This window comes from Streptomyces sp. NPDC037013 (assembly GCF_055607265.1).
This window is the reverse complement of the sequence record NZ_JBVJRV010000010.1, coordinates 67921-83991: the sequence shown is the minus strand read 5'-3', so window position 1 is coordinate 83991 and position 16071 is coordinate 67921. Positions and strand designations below refer to the sequence as shown.

General features: G+C 68.8%; 11 protein-coding genes and 1 pseudogene. 3 read left to right on the top strand and 9 right to left on the bottom strand.

The genetic code is table 11. From position 1 onward, the window contains the following. Positions 1-17 precede the first annotated feature (17 nt). From ACZ7DY_RS33105 to ACZ7DY_RS33095, 3 genes are read right to left on the bottom strand one after another with little or no spacing between them, the layout of a single operon-like run. Complete coding sequence (locus ACZ7DY_RS33105; protein ID WP_471142075.1) at positions 18-1031, bottom strand: methionine synthase; 1014 nt, start codon at positions 1029-1031, stop codon at positions 18-20. Continuing rightward, positions 1028-1717 (bottom strand): SDR family oxidoreductase, encoded by a 690-nt coding sequence (locus ACZ7DY_RS33100; RefSeq protein ID WP_471142073.1) that lies wholly within the window; start codon positions 1715-1717, stop codon positions 1028-1030. The genes ACZ7DY_RS33105 and ACZ7DY_RS33100 overlap by 4 nt, the downstream gene beginning before the upstream one ends. A gap of 15 nt (positions 1718-1732) precedes the next feature. Further along, positions 1733-2278 carry an LOG family protein gene (locus tag ACZ7DY_RS33095; protein WP_471142070.1) on the bottom strand — a complete coding sequence of 182 codons (546 nt, stop codon included), beginning with the start codon at positions 2276-2278 and terminating at the stop codon, positions 1733-1735. A 50-nt stretch (positions 2279-2328) separates the two neighbouring features. On the opposite strand from ACZ7DY_RS33095, the gene ACZ7DY_RS33090 reads away from it, so the two are divergent. Next, a complete protein-coding gene (locus tag ACZ7DY_RS33090) occupies positions 2329-2661 on the top strand; it encodes a DUF427 domain-containing protein (RefSeq protein ID WP_471142067.1) in 333 nt (110 codons plus the stop codon). Here ACZ7DY_RS33090 and ACZ7DY_RS33085 read toward each other — a convergent pair. Then, a complete protein-coding gene (locus ACZ7DY_RS33085; protein WP_471142065.1) occupies positions 2645-3640 on the bottom strand; it encodes a GlxA family transcriptional regulator in 996 nt (331 codons plus the stop codon). The genes ACZ7DY_RS33090 and ACZ7DY_RS33085 overlap by 17 nt on opposite strands. A 103-nt stretch (positions 3641-3743) precedes the next feature. Here ACZ7DY_RS33085 and ACZ7DY_RS33080 point away from each other — a divergent pair, with 103 nt between their 5' ends. Continuing rightward, on the top strand, positions 3744-4679 hold the full coding sequence (locus ACZ7DY_RS33080) for an NADP-dependent oxidoreductase (RefSeq protein ID WP_471142530.1): 936 nt from the start codon (positions 3744-3746) through the stop codon (positions 4677-4679). A gap of 36 nt (positions 4680-4715) precedes the next feature. Here ACZ7DY_RS33080 and ACZ7DY_RS33075 read toward each other — a convergent pair whose 3' ends face one another. The 3 genes and pseudogenes from ACZ7DY_RS33075 to ACZ7DY_RS33065 form a co-directional block, all read right to left on the bottom strand. Then, positions 4716-5450 carry a M48 family metallopeptidase gene (locus ACZ7DY_RS33075; RefSeq protein WP_471142063.1) on the bottom strand — a complete coding sequence of 245 codons (735 nt, stop codon included), beginning with the start codon at positions 5448-5450 and terminating at the stop codon, positions 4716-4718. A gap of 88 nt (positions 5451-5538) precedes the next feature. After that, positions 5539-9165 carry a type I restriction endonuclease subunit R gene (locus ACZ7DY_RS33070; protein WP_471142061.1) on the bottom strand — a complete coding sequence of 1209 codons (3627 nt, stop codon included), beginning with the start codon at positions 9163-9165 and terminating at the stop codon, positions 5539-5541. A gap of 1770 nt (positions 9166-10935) precedes the next feature. Further along, positions 10936-11019, bottom strand: a pseudogene (locus ACZ7DY_RS33065) (IS5/IS1182 family transposase); the annotation flags it as partial. A gap of 322 nt (positions 11020-11341) precedes the next feature. Here ACZ7DY_RS33065 and ACZ7DY_RS33060 point away from each other — a divergent pair. Further along, a complete protein-coding gene (locus ACZ7DY_RS33060; RefSeq protein ID WP_471142058.1) occupies positions 11342-11548 on the top strand; it encodes a Scr1 family TA system antitoxin-like transcriptional regulator in 207 nt (68 codons plus the stop codon). Positions 11549-12170: 622 nt separating this feature from the next. Here the strand turns inward: ACZ7DY_RS33060 and ACZ7DY_RS33055 are convergent. Both ACZ7DY_RS33055 and ACZ7DY_RS33050 read right to left on the bottom strand, forming a co-directional pair. Further along, positions 12171-13391 carry a restriction endonuclease subunit S gene (locus tag ACZ7DY_RS33055; protein WP_471142056.1) on the bottom strand — a complete coding sequence of 407 codons (1221 nt, stop codon included), beginning with the start codon at positions 13389-13391 and terminating at the stop codon, positions 12171-12173. Further along, positions 13381-15984 carry a type I restriction-modification system subunit M gene (locus tag ACZ7DY_RS33050; RefSeq protein ID WP_471142053.1) on the bottom strand — a complete coding sequence of 868 codons (2604 nt, stop codon included), beginning with the start codon at positions 15982-15984 and terminating at the stop codon, positions 13381-13383. The genes ACZ7DY_RS33055 and ACZ7DY_RS33050 overlap by 11 nt, the downstream gene beginning before the upstream one ends. Positions 15985-16071: the final 87 nt, after the last annotated feature.

Here is a 16071-nt window from a genome sequence, read left to right as displayed (position 1 = left end):
CGTTACTTCATACCCAATTACTCAGGGTTGTCTGCGAGCGATCTCGCCGCTCTGACACAGTGGGCGAGCGCCGCGCGCGCATACGCGGGCGAAGCGCCCGCGAGCCCGCACGACGGAGTGACCACGACCGACTCCGCGAGTGATCCCGGATTCAGCCCCAGCCTGCGCCACAACGTCCTGACACCCATGACGCTACCGGCAGGGTCCGACAATCCGCCGTCCACGCCCGGCACGACACCGGCGAAGAGCCGCGTGCCCGCCTCGACCGCCTCCCCGATCGCCTCGTCGTCACGCTCGGTGAGGAGGGAGAAGTCGAACGAGATCGCGTCGGCCCCGGCGCGCCGCAGCAGCGCGAACGGCACGTCGGGCGCGCAGGAGTGGATGACGGCCGGACCCTCGCCCCGGACGCCGAGGACGTCCCTGAGGGTGCTCTCCACGACCTGCCGGTCCACGGCGCGGTGGGTGCGGTACTCGCTCGCCGTCTTGACCCGGCCGCGCAGCACGGCGATGAGCGAGGGCTCGTCGAGCTGCAGCACCACCTGGGCGCCGGGCACCCTGCGGCGCACGTCGGCGAGGTGCTCGCGCAGGCCTTCGGCGAGGGATCCGGCGAGGTCGCGGCAGGCTCCGGGGTCGGAGAGCGCGGCCTCGCCGTTCCTGAGCTCCAGGGCGGCGGCGAGCGTCCACGGGCCGACGGCCTGGACCTTCAGCGGCCCCTCGTACCCCTGGGTGAACTCCTCCAGGGCGTCGAGGTCTTCGCCGAGCCAGGCCCTGGCCCGCTTGGTGTCCCGGCCCGGACGGTCGCCGATCCGCCAGCCGCTGGGCTCCACGCGCGCGTACAGGTCGACGAGGAGTCCCGCCGTGCGGCCGATCATGTCGGCGCCGGGTCCGCGCGCGGGCAGCTCCGCGAGGTGGGGCATGCCCTGCCCGGGTCCTTCGAAGGTGCCGGTGACGGTCTTGGCGGCCTCGCGGGCGTCGCCGCCGGGCAGCGAGCCGATCCCGGTGGCGGGGCCCCAGGTGAACGTGTCGCTCATCGTCCCGGCCGCACCGTCAGGTCGTTGACCTCCGCGTCGCGCGGCAGGTCCAGGGCCATGACGATCGTCGTGGCGACCGACTCGGGGTCGATCCAGCGGGACGCGTCGTACTCCTTGCCCTCCTGCTGGTGGACCTTGGCCTGCATGGCGCTCGCGGTGCGCCCGGGGTAGACCGACGTGACCCGCACGCCGGCCGCGTGCTCCTCCTGGCGCAGCGAGTCGGCGAGGGCCTTCAGGCCGTGCTTGGAGGCGGCGTACGCGGCCCACTCGGGTCCGGCGCTGAGGCCCGCGCCCGAGTTGACGAAGACCACGTGGCCCTGGGCGAGCCGGAGTTGGGGCAGGAAGTGGCGGGTCAGTTCGGCGGGCGCGATGAGGTTGACGTTGAGCTGGTGGCGCCAGGACTTGGGGGTGAGCTCGCCGACCGGGCCGAGGTCGACGACGCCCGCGATGTGGAGGAGGGAGTCCACCTGCGAGGGCAGCGACTGGTGCCCGAAGGCCCAGGAGAGCTTGTCGGGGTCGGAGAGGTCGCCGACGAGGGTGCTCGCGCCGGGGAACTCGGCGGTGAGCTCCTTGGCGCGGCCCGCGTCCCGCGCGTGCAGGACGAGGTCGTCGCCGCGTGCGTGGAGGCGGCGGGCGACCGCCGCGCCGATGCCGGAGCCCGCCCCGGTGATCACATGTGTAGCCATACCGCCATGCTCGCATCACTGGGTGCCGAGCGATTCCTCCAGGTACGCGAGCGCGCCCACCGGCTCCTCGGCGAAGAAGACCAGGTCGGTCAGGGGGACGGGCAGGAAACCCTCGTCCTCCATGCGGCGGAACTGCTCCTTGAGGCCGTCGTAGAAGCCCGCGGAGTTGAGCAGGACCACCGGCTTGGTGTGCTTGCCGTGCTTCTTCAGCTCCAGGATCTCGGTGGCCTCGTCGAGCGTGCCGGTGCCGCCCACCATGATCACGACGGCGTCGGCCTTGGCGAGGAGCAGGGCCTTGCGCTCGGCGAGGTCGCGCGCGACGACCATTTCGTGGGGCTCGGTGACCTGCCTGGCCTTGGCGGCGAGGAAGTCGACGGAGACGCCGACGAGCCGCCCGCCCGCCTCGTGCACACCGTCCGCCACCACCTTCATCAGGCCGCTCTCGGAGCCGCCCCACACCAGGGTGTGGCCGCCCTTGCCGAGCAGTTCGGCGAATTCCCGGGCCGGGCGGGTGTAGCGGTCGTCGAGGTCGGCGGCGGAGAGGAAGACGCAGATGTTCATGCGGCCACGGTACGTTCCGTGCGGAAGGCACTCGTCGAGGAGGGCATCACATGACCGAGGGACACCGGATCACCGTCGAGCAGGGCACGGAGCACGTGCGCGTGGAGCGCGACGGGCAGGTCGTCGCGGAGAGCCGTCGCCCGCTGCTGCTGCGCGAGACGGGCTGCCCGGTGCGCTACTACCTCCCTCCGGAGGACGTGCGCACGGAACTGCTGACGCCGTCGGAGACCACCACGTACTGCCCGTTCAAGGGCACGGCCTCCTACTGGTCGCTGCCGGGCTCCCCCGACGCGGTCTGGGCGTACCGGGAGCCGAAGGCGGGCGTGAGCGGCATCAAGGACCACTTCTGCTTCTACGAGGCGGACGTCACGAAGCAGCCGTGAACGTCCTCCGGTAGGCGACCGGGGAGACGCCGAGCACCGCCCGCATGTGCTGGCGCAGCGAATTGCCGGTGCCGAACCCGGCCCGGTGGGCCACCACGTCCACGGGCAGGTCGCTGGATTCCAGGAGCTGGCGGGCGAGTTCGATGCGCTGGGCGGTCAGCCAGCGGCCGGGAGGCATGCCGGTCTCCTCCTGGAAGCGGCGCGTGAACGTCCGCAGGCTCATGCGCGCGTGGGCGGCCAGCTCGCCCAGGGAGAGGGGCTCGTGGAGCCTTTCGAGGGCCCACGCGCGCGTGGCGGCCGTCGTGGCGAGCGTGGGCTCCGGGACGGGCCGCTCGATGTACTGGGCCTGCCCGCCGTCGCGCCAGGGCGGTACGACGCAGACGCGGGCGACGTGGTTGGCGACGGCGGCGCCGTGGTCCCTGCGGATCACGTGCAGGCAGAGGTCGATGCCGGCCGCGACGCCCGCCGCGGTCAGGACGTCGCCGTCGTCCACGAAGAGCACGTCCGCGTCGACCTTGATCCGGGGGAAGGAGCGCTGGAAGTCCTCGGCGACGTGCCAGTGCGTCGTCGCGGGGCGCCCGTCGAGGACGCCGGTGGCGGCGAGGACGTACGAGGCGTTGCAGAAGGACACGATCCGGGTGCCCGGCCTGATCCGCCCGAGCGCGGCGGTCACCCCCTCAGGGAGCTCGTCGCCCTCCATGCCCCGGTCGAAGCGGCGGGTCGGCGGGATGACCACGGTGTCCGCCTCCGCCAGGGCCCCCGGGCCGTGTTCGGCGGCCACGGTGAAGCCGGAGTCGGTGCGCACCGGGCGCCCGTCCACCGTGCAGACCACGACGTCGTAGAGCGGCCGGCGCAGTTCGTCCTCGGCGCTGCCGAACAGCCGGGACGGGATGCCCAGCTCGAAGGCGTACACGCCGTCCAGGGCGAGGACGGCCACCCGATGCGCTCCCTTTGCGTCACTTGCTCCACCGCACTCCATGGCCGAATTCTGTCACATCATGGCCAAACTGCCAGCACCGCGGCGCACGGCACCGACGCACTCTGGTCCCACGAACCGTTCCCGAAAGAGGAAGACCATGAAGATGCGTGCCGTCACCCCCCGCGCCTGGGGCGCCCCCGAGAACCTCGTCCCCGTGGAGGTGGACCGCCCCGAGCCCGGCCTGACCGAGATCCTGGTCCGGGTCCACGCGGCGGGCGTCAACCCCGTCGACTGGAAGACCCGCGCCGAGGGCGCCTTCGGCAGCTGGGGCGACACCCCGATCCTCGGTTACGACGTGTCCGGCGTCGTCGAGGAGGTCGGCCCCGGCGTGACCCTCTACCGGCCCGGCGACGCGGTGTTCGGCATGCCCCGCTTCCCCGAACAGACCGGCGGCTACGCCGAGTTCGTGGCGGCGCCCGCGCGCCGCTTCGCCCCCAAGCCGCGGGGCATCGACCACATCCAGGCCGCCGCCCTGCCGCTGGCCGCGCTCACCGCCTGGCAGGGGCTGATCGAGACGGCGAAGCTGCGCGCCGGGCAGCGGGTGCTGATCCACGCGGCCGCCGGCGGCGTCGGCCACCTCGCCGTACAGATCGCCAAGGCGCACGGCGCGTACGTGATCGGCACCGCCCGCGAGGAGAAGCACGCCTTCCTGCGCGGCCTCGGCGCGGACGAGGTCATCGACTACACGCGCGTGGACTTCGCCGAGGCGGTGCGCGACGTGGACGTGGTCCTCGACGGGGTCGGCGGCGCGTACGGCGCCCGGTCCGTGGAGATCATCCGGCCCGGCGGTCACCTGGTCACGCTGCCCGACCCGGGCGGCCTGCCGGACCCGGCGCGGGCCGCGGAGCTCGGCGTGCACACCGGCTGGACGATCGTCGAGCCGGACCGCCTCGGCCTGCTGGAGATCTCCCGCCTGGTCGACGAGGGCAAGCTGCGCGTCGAGATCGACACGGTCGTCCCCCTGGATGAGGCGGCGAAGGCCCACGCACACGGCGAACAGGGGCGCACCCAGGGCAAGATCGTGCTCCGCGTCGCCTGACATCGCCGAGACGTGGCTCACGCTCGGAAGACCGCTCTATCTTGCCGCACCTCGCCACAGGCTCGGCTCCACATCCGCGAAGCGCCGCTCCAAGTCCTCGAAGTCCGTCAACACGGACTTCATCACGCGCCGGAAGGCCGCCCCGTGACCGCCGGTCCTCAAATGGGTGAGCTCATGGACAAGCACTAGGTCGATCAGAGACGGGGAAAGCTGCATCAAGGCCCAGTGCAGGGCAATGCGGCCGTCGTGTTCACACATTCCCCAGTGTTCGCCCAGGTCACGTGCCTCCACCGCCGCCGGATGCACTCCCGCCCGCGCGGCGAGTGGAGCCGCCCGGGACGTAAGCCAGCGGCTGCCCCGAACGCTGTACCAATGAGCGAGCTGCCGGACACCCTCCGACCTGCTGGCGGGCCGCGGCAGCTCCAGCCAACCCTGGTGCAGCCGGACTTTCCCGGGCATCCCCTCGGGGAGCACTCTCAGGCGGTAGCGGCGGCCGAGGTAGGAGTAGCTCGCACCGCTGACCAGCTCCTTGACCGGTGCCCCAGGGCGAGGCCCGCGTCGCCGCACTTCGGCCGCCAGTCGTGGCAGGCGTGAGCGCACAGCCTCAGCGACAACGGACGGCTCGGCATCCGCAGGGACGGCGAAGAGCAACGTCCCGTCCTCGGCGACCTCAATGCCAAGGGTCTGCCGACGTGGTCGCACGGCAACCTGCCACTGCCACTCCTCGGGCAGCGACAGCGCGGCAATGGCCGATTCGACAGTGACGCCCACGCCGTATTCGTATCACTCGGCACTGACAGAGCGGTGTACACAGCCGCCGGGGCGAGCAGCCAAATCAGGCAACCGGCCTCCCCGTCGGTCAGGTACGTGACGGCCGGTCGCCACGGTGCAGGAAATCCTCGTACCGGGCCTCGGCCAGCTGTACCAGCTCGGCCGCCACGTCGGCGGTGTACTCCCACTCCAGACGCAGGTACTGCTCCACCCTTATACGCAGCTTCTTGCGCGCTTCGTTGCGGGTCGCCGGGGACGTCATGAACGACGGGGCGCGCACGAAGTTCACGATCTCAGCAGTGATCGTGCGCGTCACCCCATGCAGGTCTTGCTCCTCCGGCAGCGGCAACATTCCCGCTTCCTCCAACGCCTTGACCAGGGCCCGGCACACAGGGCCCTCGGTCAGCGGATCAAGCCCTGCCGCCACGTCCGCGCTGCCCGCCTCAGCCTCCGCCTCGTTTACGTCGCCGACCAGACGAGCGAGGTCGGCGGCCGCCTGTTCGCTGTCCTGCCGCATGCGCTGCACGATGGCGTCCAGACGCTCACTGAACCTGTCGTACGTGGTCCGGTCCCCGGCAAGGCGCGCGGTGATGCGAGTGCGCAGCGAGCTTTCCATGTACGCGATCCTCGCCCGCGGATCGGAGTTCGCATCGACGCGTTCCATGAAGTCAGGGTCGCTCAGATCCACGCGCGGCACGCGAAGTTCGGCCTGGTTCGCCTCCAGATGGCGGGCGATGAGCTGACGCACCTTGGCGCCGTAGCGGCGCGGGCTGAATTCGTCGCGCCCGTCGAGGTAGCGGCGGCGCACGTCGTACTGGATCTCGCCGAGGCGTCCGGCGAGCCGCTCATACAGCAGTGCGGCAGGGCGGGGCAGGACCGCCCCGAGTGCAGTGAGGAAGTCGCGGACGATTTCGTCGAACTCGCCGCGCATGATCGGGTCGCGCAGTGCGGCCAGTAGGTCCTCGCGGCGGCCCTCGTCCTCAAACGTCAGAATGCCCTGGGTGTCGTACGCGGCGAAACTCTGCCCGTCCTGCCCGTCCAAGAAGCGGGCCATAGCGCGGTGCAGGTCGGCCAGGAGCCGGTCGGCGGCGGCGTCGGCCTGGAGAAGCAGTCCGTCGCGGGTCGGCTGGTCCTGCGGATACCGGCCGTCCTCGTCGCGCTCTAGGTGGTCGGCGTCGACGCGTTCGTATCCGTAGACCTCACGTAGGTGCCGCTGGTCGTACTCGCGCAGCAGCCGGGCGAGGCGCGAGCCGACGCCCGCGTAGTCGACGACGAGGCCCCACTTCTTCGACCGATACGGCCGGTTGGTGCGGGCGACGGCTTGCAGCAGGTTGACACCGGTGATGGCACGGTCGAGGTACAGGACCTGCTCGACCGGCGCGTCGAAGCCGGTGAGCAGCATCGACTGGACGACGAGGAAGGCCATCGGCCCCCCGCCGTTCTCGGCGCCAGCCGCCGTGTCACCGTCTTCTTCCTCCGGTACGTCGTCACCCCCTGCGGGGTGCCATTCATCAGCCCCGGCAGAACTGCCGCCGAACCCCTGGCCCGCCCCCCCATGTGTGTCGGCTTCCCAGGACGGATCGCCTGCCGGCTCCCACGCATCGCCAAGGCCTGCAAGGAAGCGCTCGACGTACTCATCCTGCCGTGACTTGAGTTTCCAGCGGCGCCAGCTTTCCGGGTCGCTGCCGGGAACGGTCGCGGACCGCTCGGAGATGACGACAGCGGCGTCGATGGACCGCAAGATGTGGCTCTGGTCCCGGATGGTGAGCAGCTCGCGCGTCGCCTCGTCCGCTTCGAGAGCGGCCATCGGATCGTGCACGAGATCGGGGTCCAGGGCCTCGACCTCGGCAAGGAGCCGGTCGCGGGCGGCGAGCAGGGCGTCGCGGTACCGGACGGCCGCGAGCCGCGAGACGGCGACGACCTGGGCCCCGAACCGGTCCGGCAGGGCGTTCACCGCCCAGTGCCGCAGCATGTGCTCGGCCTTGGCCGCGATGACCGTCGGGGCCTCCTGGATCTCCTTGCGCCGGGCGAACTTCCGCAGCACACGACGCCGCCGCTCTGGATCGCTGGGCACCTGCTCGTCGAAGCGCGCGTCGAGTGCGGCCCTCCGGACGACCTCCAACGGCACGTCCCACGCTTCGTATCGTACGGGCACGACGGAGCGGTCAGCCTCCGCGTCCCGCAGCGTGTAGGTGTCGGCGAAGGGGCCGAAGATCTCTTCGGTGTGCTTGCGGGCATCGTTGATGATCGGCGTGCCGGTGAAACCGATGAAGACGGCGTTCGGCAACAGCGCGCGCAGCCGGGCGTGCTGCCAGCCTTCGTGACCACGGTGGGCCTCATCCACGAGGACGACGATGCGGGAACTCTCGTTGGCCGGGACGTTGTGCAGGTGGGCGGGCTCGTCGGCGCCTTCCGCCAGGGTCTCTTCCCTTCCGTCGTCGGCACTTTCGTCGCGCCGTGCCTTCTGCAGCATGACGAGGACGACGTCGGGGACGTCCACGGCGAGCTGCTGGCGAGCATGCGGCACCGTGGCGGCGCGGTGGATGGTCTCCTCGGCGGCGGCCAAGGACCGGCGGATCTGCTTCTCCAGGTCCCGGCGGTCAGTGACGACGACGACCTTGTGCGTCTTGAGGTCGGGGTCACTACGCAGATGCCGTACGAGAAAGGCCATGGTAAGGCTCTTGCCTGAGCCCTGCGTGTGCCAAACGACACCACCGCGAGGGTTGGGCGCGTTCCCCGCGCAGATAGCCCTGTGCCGCTCCCGCAGCCGGCCCGCGAGGGAAGTGACGGCGCGAAACTGCTGGTAACGGCCGATCACCTTGACGGTGTGGCCGCCTTGGAGACGCTCGGTGGTGAAATCCTGTACAAGTGTCAACAGATGCCGAGGTGTCAGCAGCCCAGCTGCCAGCACCCCCATCGCCGTCTCACGTCCGGCGGCGGGGGCGGGCGCGGTGGTGCGCCATGGGGTGAAGTACTCGGGGTCGGTGGTGACTGTTCCCACCTCGGCATGGTCCCGGTCGGTGGCGACCAGAACTTGCGCGAAGCGCGTGAACGCCGTGACGGGGTCGGGGGCATACACGCCCGCGTACCCGATCACTTGCGCGACGGCGGCATCCAGGGCGGACCGGCTGTCGTTGCCGGAGGTCAGCGGGGCTTTGCATTCGATGACCACCCAGGGCAGGCCGTTGACGAAGAGGACGAGGTCGGGGGCGACAGTGCGGGTGGGGCCCCCGTCCCGCTCGACGCGGAACTGGGAGACGGCAAGCCAGTCGTTGCCGTCGGCCTGGTGCGGTCTGTCCGGGCGCCTGAACTTGCCGTCCCAGTCCACGAGTCGTACGAACTCGGGGTCGCCCTCTTCCCAACCTGGTAGAGCTCGGGCATTGACGCCATCCCGTAGGAGCCGGGTGGCCTGGAGGTTCCCTGTCACCCCCAGCTCGGCACGACCCTGTCCCCGGCCGGTGCCGAGGACGAGGACGAGCAGCGCGTCCAGCTGCGCGGCGCTGAGCCATGTCCGCTGCCCATCCGGGCCGGGATTGATGCGGGAGACGGCCGCCTTGAAGCGGTCGGGGTAGACGGTCTCGGTGAACGACTTCCGCCCGGATGTCTGCGGCACGTTGGCCGGCGCACCGGGTGGGGCACCCTCCAGGTGTTCCCAGCCCGCATCCATGAGCTGCTCGATCAGCGGCCGCTCGGTCTTGTCATACTCGGGCAGCACACGCTGCCCCTGCCGCTCCTGCCGCCCCACTGCCGAACTCCCGCCCGTCGCCGCCCCATTGCGTCCACCCCGCCACCCGTACGGGGCATGTGGACGACTCTACTCGGGCGGGTGGGGATCCTGCGGGTCAGGCGGTGAGGGCAGGCGCAGGCCCTCCGTCGGACGGTGGCAGGGCCAGGTTCAACTCGAACCCAGAGGGTCGTGCCGCCCTGCCACGCGATCGCCGACCGCTGGGGCGGCTACCCCAAGGGGCGGGGGGAGGCGAGCAGCCCGCGCCCGCCGTCGGCCTAAGGCGCAGTACCCGTACTGGGGACCAGCCAGGCTGCCCCGGCAGCACGGGCAGATCGGGACTCATGTCCCAAACCCTGACGCGCAGTATGGGATGCAGCCACTGGAGCCGTAAGGAGGCGGTGCCTTACGTGTGCCGTACGAAATTGGTCGTCAGCTTGGAGGTGAGGAGTTCCGCGCGGTCCGCGAGTTCGGTGAGCTCGTGGGCGTGAGCATGGCGCGCAGGGTGAGGCGTGCGATGCCGGGGCCGGGGGGTTGGGCATTCGTAGTGCCATTGGGCGGCGAAGGGGAGTTTGCCTGAGGGAGGCGAGGGTGGGGAGGAGGTAGGTGGTCGGGGTGAGGGCTGGGGGCGTGAGCTGCGTGATCTGGTTCGGGGCCAGGGGGAGAGGTCGAGGTCGCGTCCAGGCGGGGGGTGAAGGGGACGGGACGAGGTTCGCGTTCGTGGTCGAACCCGTGGCCGAGCTCCGGCTCTGCTCTGCGCTCACATGGCACCTCCTGGGGGCGCGGTCGTGACTGAACAAGTGGGCTTGGACCATGAGGCGTTCCGGCTACCGGTGGGCCGGTGGCCGTGCCGCGCCGAACCTGCCTTACTCGGCGGCCAGGGCAGTGCGGTGCGCTTCCGGGTTCCGGAGGTGGGACTAGTGGAACGGCTCACACCGTAGGGCATGTGAGCTCATTAATGAGTTGAGTCTCACCGTCGAGTGAATGACGCATGTACTCACCAGGCGAGGATCTCTTCGTTCCAGACTGGTCGCCCCCACGAGAGAAGGCCCATGGCACCACGAGGCTCCCTCACCAGCGCAAGCGCCGCCCAGCCACAGAAAAGCGGCGCGTGCGTAAGCAAACAGGTATCTCCATTCAAAAAGCCACCTCGCTCCTCGGTTAAGACCGGACGATGATCTCTAACATCGGAGCCGGACGCACTGGTCCAAGTGGCTCTAACAAAATCCTTTGATCATGTGACTGGCGACTTGTCCGCTCGTTGGTCTGGTCGTGAGGAAGCGTCAGTCACGGCCGTGGATCGCGTCGGTCGAACTGTGATCGCTCACCAAGCCGTTGCCGCCCGAACCAGGTCCGAAGCTGGTCGAGGAGCGGCCGCGGGTGCCGGACCGGCAGGCCTGCGCGGGAGCCTGTCCGTCCTGCACACCCGTATCCAGTGGGAGTACCTGCTCCAAGAGCTCAGCTTCGGATCTGGCATGACCTGCCGGCGACGGCTGGCCGCGTCGAACGAGGCCGGTGTCTGGGCCCAATTCCATGTGGGCTGCTGCAGAAGCCGCGCTCGAAGGACAAGCCGGATTGGTCCCGGGCGGCGATCGACTCCTCGCCCGTCAGTGCGGCCTGGCGAGGCCCAAAAGCGGGCCCAGCCCCGTCGACCGCGCGCCCGGCCAGGCAGCAAGCACCACGTCATCGTCTAGCTCCTGCCCCTGCCCGACAAGATCCCGGCAGTCGCAGGCCGGGATGGCAGACCCCGCCGGCAACCGGACGATGGGCTATGAGGCAGACGGCGAGGCCAAGGAACGCTTCGTGGATGTCATCGCGTCGTTCCCAGCGGATCTGCAGGCGGCGGGCTACGTCCCATGCCTTTGTTAGGACCTCTAAGCGACGAGCGTGTGCGCCACTCGCCTGGCACTACAAATGTCCTAACCCGGCGCTGGTCGACGCACTCGCAGCCATGACGGGGCCTCCGCAGGTGAGGTACCGGTGGGACGGCTTCCGGAGTTAGTTGCCCGAGGGCCACCTCGAAGTATCGGAGGTGGAGCATTACCCCACCCGCGTCCGCGGCTCAGACGGTTCACTTGCCTGGCCCGTTCCAGATGGAAGATCACACCCGCGTCATCTTCGAGTTCGTAATGCCGAAGCTTTGCAGTAGAGGTCAGCATCGGCTGAGGTGGCAGGTTATCCTCGACGGAGGCAACCCCACGCCGTATGTCGGCATATCCACGAGGCCGCTTTGCGCCTTGCGTACGGCGGCCGTGACGTGGCACGCGCTCAGTTGAAGCATCTTGCGGACACCGTCGACCGCCAAAACGTAACGCTTCTCGTGATTCCGTTCATTAGTGGAGCCTTCTACGGGGCCGGATTGTCGATCCTCTAGGCGGAGGGGCCAGTTCCTCAGTTGAACACAGTTCGACTGCGTGCCCCACTTGGCTCGGACTTTATGAATGCCCCCACTCCGTTGGCGAGCTATCCTTCCCTTCTAGACCTGATGGAGCGGTCGGCGCTAGCCCCTGACGAGTCGCGGGAGCTCATCCGGTCGATCGCACGCGAACTGCGAGAGGACTGGCACGTGACTGGGCGCATATGCCAGCGTTCACCATTCTCTCCCGACAAGGACCCCACTGCGTCGAGGTCGCCGGAACAGCGGATGGCGCGTGTCCCACTGCGCGAAAGTGACAGCCCGCCGGCGTCCTGACGACGAAGCGGGGCGCGTTGCTCTCGCTCATCCAGAGCGCGAAACCGGGCGGCACTCCCTGGCACCCGCTCTCGTGACGTATGCCCCGCCCTTGAGTGCGGTGCGGGGTCGGCACGTACCCAAAGGTGCGCCCGCTCTGGCGCCCTCAGCGCATACGACGCCGCTTGAGAGACCGTGGCATCCCCCCTTGTTGCAAGAAATCCCAGTGACATGCCGTAAAGTGCAGCGTTTCACTGGGGCTTTCCGCAATCCCACCAACTTCGGCGGATTCACCGCCGTCCGCCCACGTGAGGCAACATGGCCATCAGACAGCGCAAGCCGCCGCAGGCACACGAGCTTTGGTCATGAGGAGGTCCTCTACTACCGCCTGCTGAACTGTACGGAGCTTGTGGATCCGCCTGGTGATTATTGCGACCCTCCGCTCGTACGCTGCCTGCGCGCGGACGATGCGGCGTTGCTCGCCCACGGTTGGGAGCGGGATCTTAAGGGACTTGACCAGCTCCGCACTGATCTTGACCATGCTCTCACTCGTCCCTCTGGCCCCTGCCGTCACCGTTCTGCGGACCGCGTCAGAGCGCAGAACTGTCTCCAGATAGTCGGAAAGGCACCGCTCCTCGTTAGGGCGCAGTCGCATCATCAGGTCCGGATAGATGCATGGGTGGCCGGTGGACTTGAACCGGCCTACGAGGCCAACCAGTTCCCTGGTGTTGGCTCGACTCATCAGCAGATCCCCATCGGCCAACAAGGCTCCATGCGCCAACGGTGTATCCGGGACATTCTTCAGCTGAACCGGAGCGAAACCGTTGGCTGTGAGGCAGCCCAGTCCCAGCGCCTGAACGCCTGTCCAGCTGGGCACTGGCTTTGGCGAGTAGCCATTCCTCGGGTTCTCACGGAGCACCTCCTCAAGCACCACGCCCTCTCCTTGCGCAGAGTCACGCAACGATGCTGCCAGCGTTGCCTCCGAAACCACTCGCAATTTCCCCCGCACCCGCTCCAGCCCCCCGATCCGCCGCTCGAACGCCGCGTGCGCGGCGACGATGCGGCGCTGTTCCTCCAGCGGTGGCACCCCGATCTCCAGGGCCTGAAGGCGCTCCGTGTCCAAACGCCCCGTGCCGTGACTCGTATCCTCCACCATGGCCAGGATTTCGTTGGTCCGAGCCTGGATCGCGTGCGCAAGGAAATGCGGATCAATCCCCTTGGCTGGAATCAGCGCCTTGCAGTCCTGGCCGAAGGCCAGTTCCCGCTCGGCCACTCCGATGCGGAACTCCGACTTAAGGCTCATGCCGCGCACGATGAACAACGTCGTGCCCTTGCCCACGAGGCGAGAACCATTCTGCACGCCGAGTCTCGTCAGTCGACGCTCTGAGTCCGTCAGTCGGAAGCTTTTCAGGCTGGCCCCGCTGATCCACGGAACGTCACCGCCCCAGTAGGCAGGGTTCGACGTGCTGGGAGTCCCGCCTGACAGCCACGTCCCCGCATCGCCGAGTGACACATAACGCCACCCGACCCAACGCTCACCGCCCATAACCCAACTCCTTTAGCCACTTACCCAGCTCCCCCTCAGCTGCCAAGCTCTCCCCTTCAAGCTCCTCCAACGACACCGCGTACTTCTCCGCCCAACGACGGAACGCCGCAATCAGCTCACGGCGGCCGACCGCAACGGCGGCGTCCAAGCGAGCCGTAAGGCTCTCGTTCAGGACTGTCAGGACCACCTCGCGCGTCCGGCCCTCGTCCGCCAGCGCCAGCTTCGCGGCCGCAAGCAGATCCGGAACGAACCGCTCCTCCAGCGCCTTGCGCTTCTTCGTCGCGGCTGTGCGCTCCTTCTTGCGTAGCGCGAACTGCTGCTCCAGGCGGGCCAGTTCCTCCTGGGACACCGGCGGGGCGGCATCCTCGCCGGAAGCAGAGGAGCCGTCCGCGCCGTCCCCGTCCTCGAAGTCTGAGTCCTCCGCGGCCCCGGAGTCATCCGACTTCGCCGCCGCCAGCGCCTCCGCCGCCTCCTTGTACGCCGCGTCGGCCGCAGCAGAGGCCGCTTCCGCCGCCGCGTACGCCTCAAGAAGATCCGGGATCAGCAGCCGCACCACCGGCCGGTACATGGCCTTGCGTCGGTCTGCGGCGGACACCGTGGTGCGCCGCGCAGAACCCGCCACCACAGCCGCAGGCGATACGATCGCCTCCGCCGAGTCGACCCAGCCCTCCAAGACCCGCTCGAACCCGCCGGCTGCCAGCGCCTTCATGTCGTAACGGGACTCCGTCCACCAGTCGGCGACGATGCCCGCCGTGCGGTACCGGTCGAGGACGCCGACGCCGCCGATGGCCTGGGCGAAACCTTCGAGAAGCCCGGCTCGCAGGTCCATCAGGCGGCCGTCCTTGGCGAGGTGTACGAAGAGTTCCTGACCTTTGGCCCACCAATCCTCGTACGCCGTGCGCAGCGCCGCCTCGCGCGGTGCCGCCAGCTCCGGGATGCGGGCCGCGCTCGCTTCCGGACCCTCCGGGAGGAAATCGTAATACGCCGGGTCGTCGGCCCGCACAGCGAAGAGCGACGTGGCGTCGACGCCGTACGCGTCGAACAGTTCCTTGCGCGAGGCCACCTCGGCGACCGGCACACCTCCGTAGAGGTGCGCACGTACATCCTGTGGCTCCGCAGGTGGCGAATTGTCCACCCAGCGGCGGATGTTGAGGTTGGCGTCGGCCGCGAGGAGATCGTCACGGCTCACGAACTTTGAGTAACCCGCCTCCGTCCGACCTTCCTGGAACACCGTGACGATCTTCTCGACGTGTTCGGGACCGAGTTCGTTCTGCTTGCTGCCGGGCGTGAAGTCGCGGTCGGCGTTGATGAACAGGACCCGCTTGGCCCGGTCGGGCTTCTTGCGGCCCGGACGGCGCAGGATCAGGACGCAGGCCGGGACCCCCACCCCGTAGAAGAGGTTCGGGGCGATGCCGATGACCGCCTCCACGCAGTCGTCGCGCAACAGCTCGATCCGGATGTCACGTTCCTTACCGCCGCGGAAAAGCACACCGTGCGGCATGACGACCGCGACGACGCCCTCTTCCTTGACCACCCCGAGCATGTGCTGGGCGAACATCAGGTCCGCCTTCTTGCCCTTCTCCGGGGCCCAGCCCCACTTCATGCGGGCGCCATGCCGTTCCTCGGCCTCCTCGACCGAGGGCCGGTCGTAGAGCTGGGAGAACGGCGGATTGGACAGGACCTTGGTGAAGGTGAGCAGGCGGCCGGTCTTCGGATCGATGTGGAGCGGCTGCGTGAGGGTGTCGCCATGCTTGAGGTCGAACTTCTCGACGCCGTGCAGCACCATGTTCATACTGGCCATCGCCCAGGACTCCGGCTTGACGTCCTGTCCGTTGACACCAAGGTGCTCGGGCTTTCCGCCGTGCTCCTCGACGTACTCCTTGGCCGCGATGAGCATGCCACCGGAGCCCATGCAGGGGTCGTACACCGTCTCCTGCGGCCGGGGGTCGACCAGGCGCACCATCATGCGCACCACGGAACGTGGGGTGTAGAACTCGCCCCCGCTCTGGCCGGCGCTGTCCGCGAAACGAGCGAGCAGGTATTCGTAGGCGGCGCCCAGCATGTCCGGGAACTCGAAGTCGTCGTTGCGCAGCCGGTGCATGCTGAAGTGCCGGATCAGGGACTTCAGCTCGGTCGTCGTGAAACGGGGGCGGTTGCCGATCTGGGCGTTGAACTTGATGTGGGTGGTGACTCCCTCAAGGCGCTCGTTGCCCTCCTCCAGGGCGGCGAGAGCCATGTCGATCTGCTCGCCGACACGATCGGTGAGCACCGAGATGCCGGGCGCGAAGCCTTCCTCCAACTCCGGGTCACGGTGTGGGCCCGCCCACCAGCGGGCGCGCGGCGGAACGTAGTAGACGTGCGGGTACCTGTCCGGGTCGTCGGCTTCCTGTCGGGCCCGCTCCGGATCCTTGGTGATCGCCAGCCGCTCGTCGTAGACCCGCTCCCACTCCGGCTGAAACTCGTCCGACGAACGCTTGAGGAACAGCATCCCGAAGATGTAGTCCCGGTAGTCGGAGGGCTCCATGCGCCCGCGCAGGATGTCAGCAGCCGCGAACAGGTGCCGTTCGAGTTCGGGCAGGGTGAGTCTGGCCACGCGCCGGTCCTTCGGTTGCCTGAGTGAATGGGGAAGTCACCCGGCAGAGTAATCCGGTCGAGGGCTTGGACGGAAACCGTTCGCTCC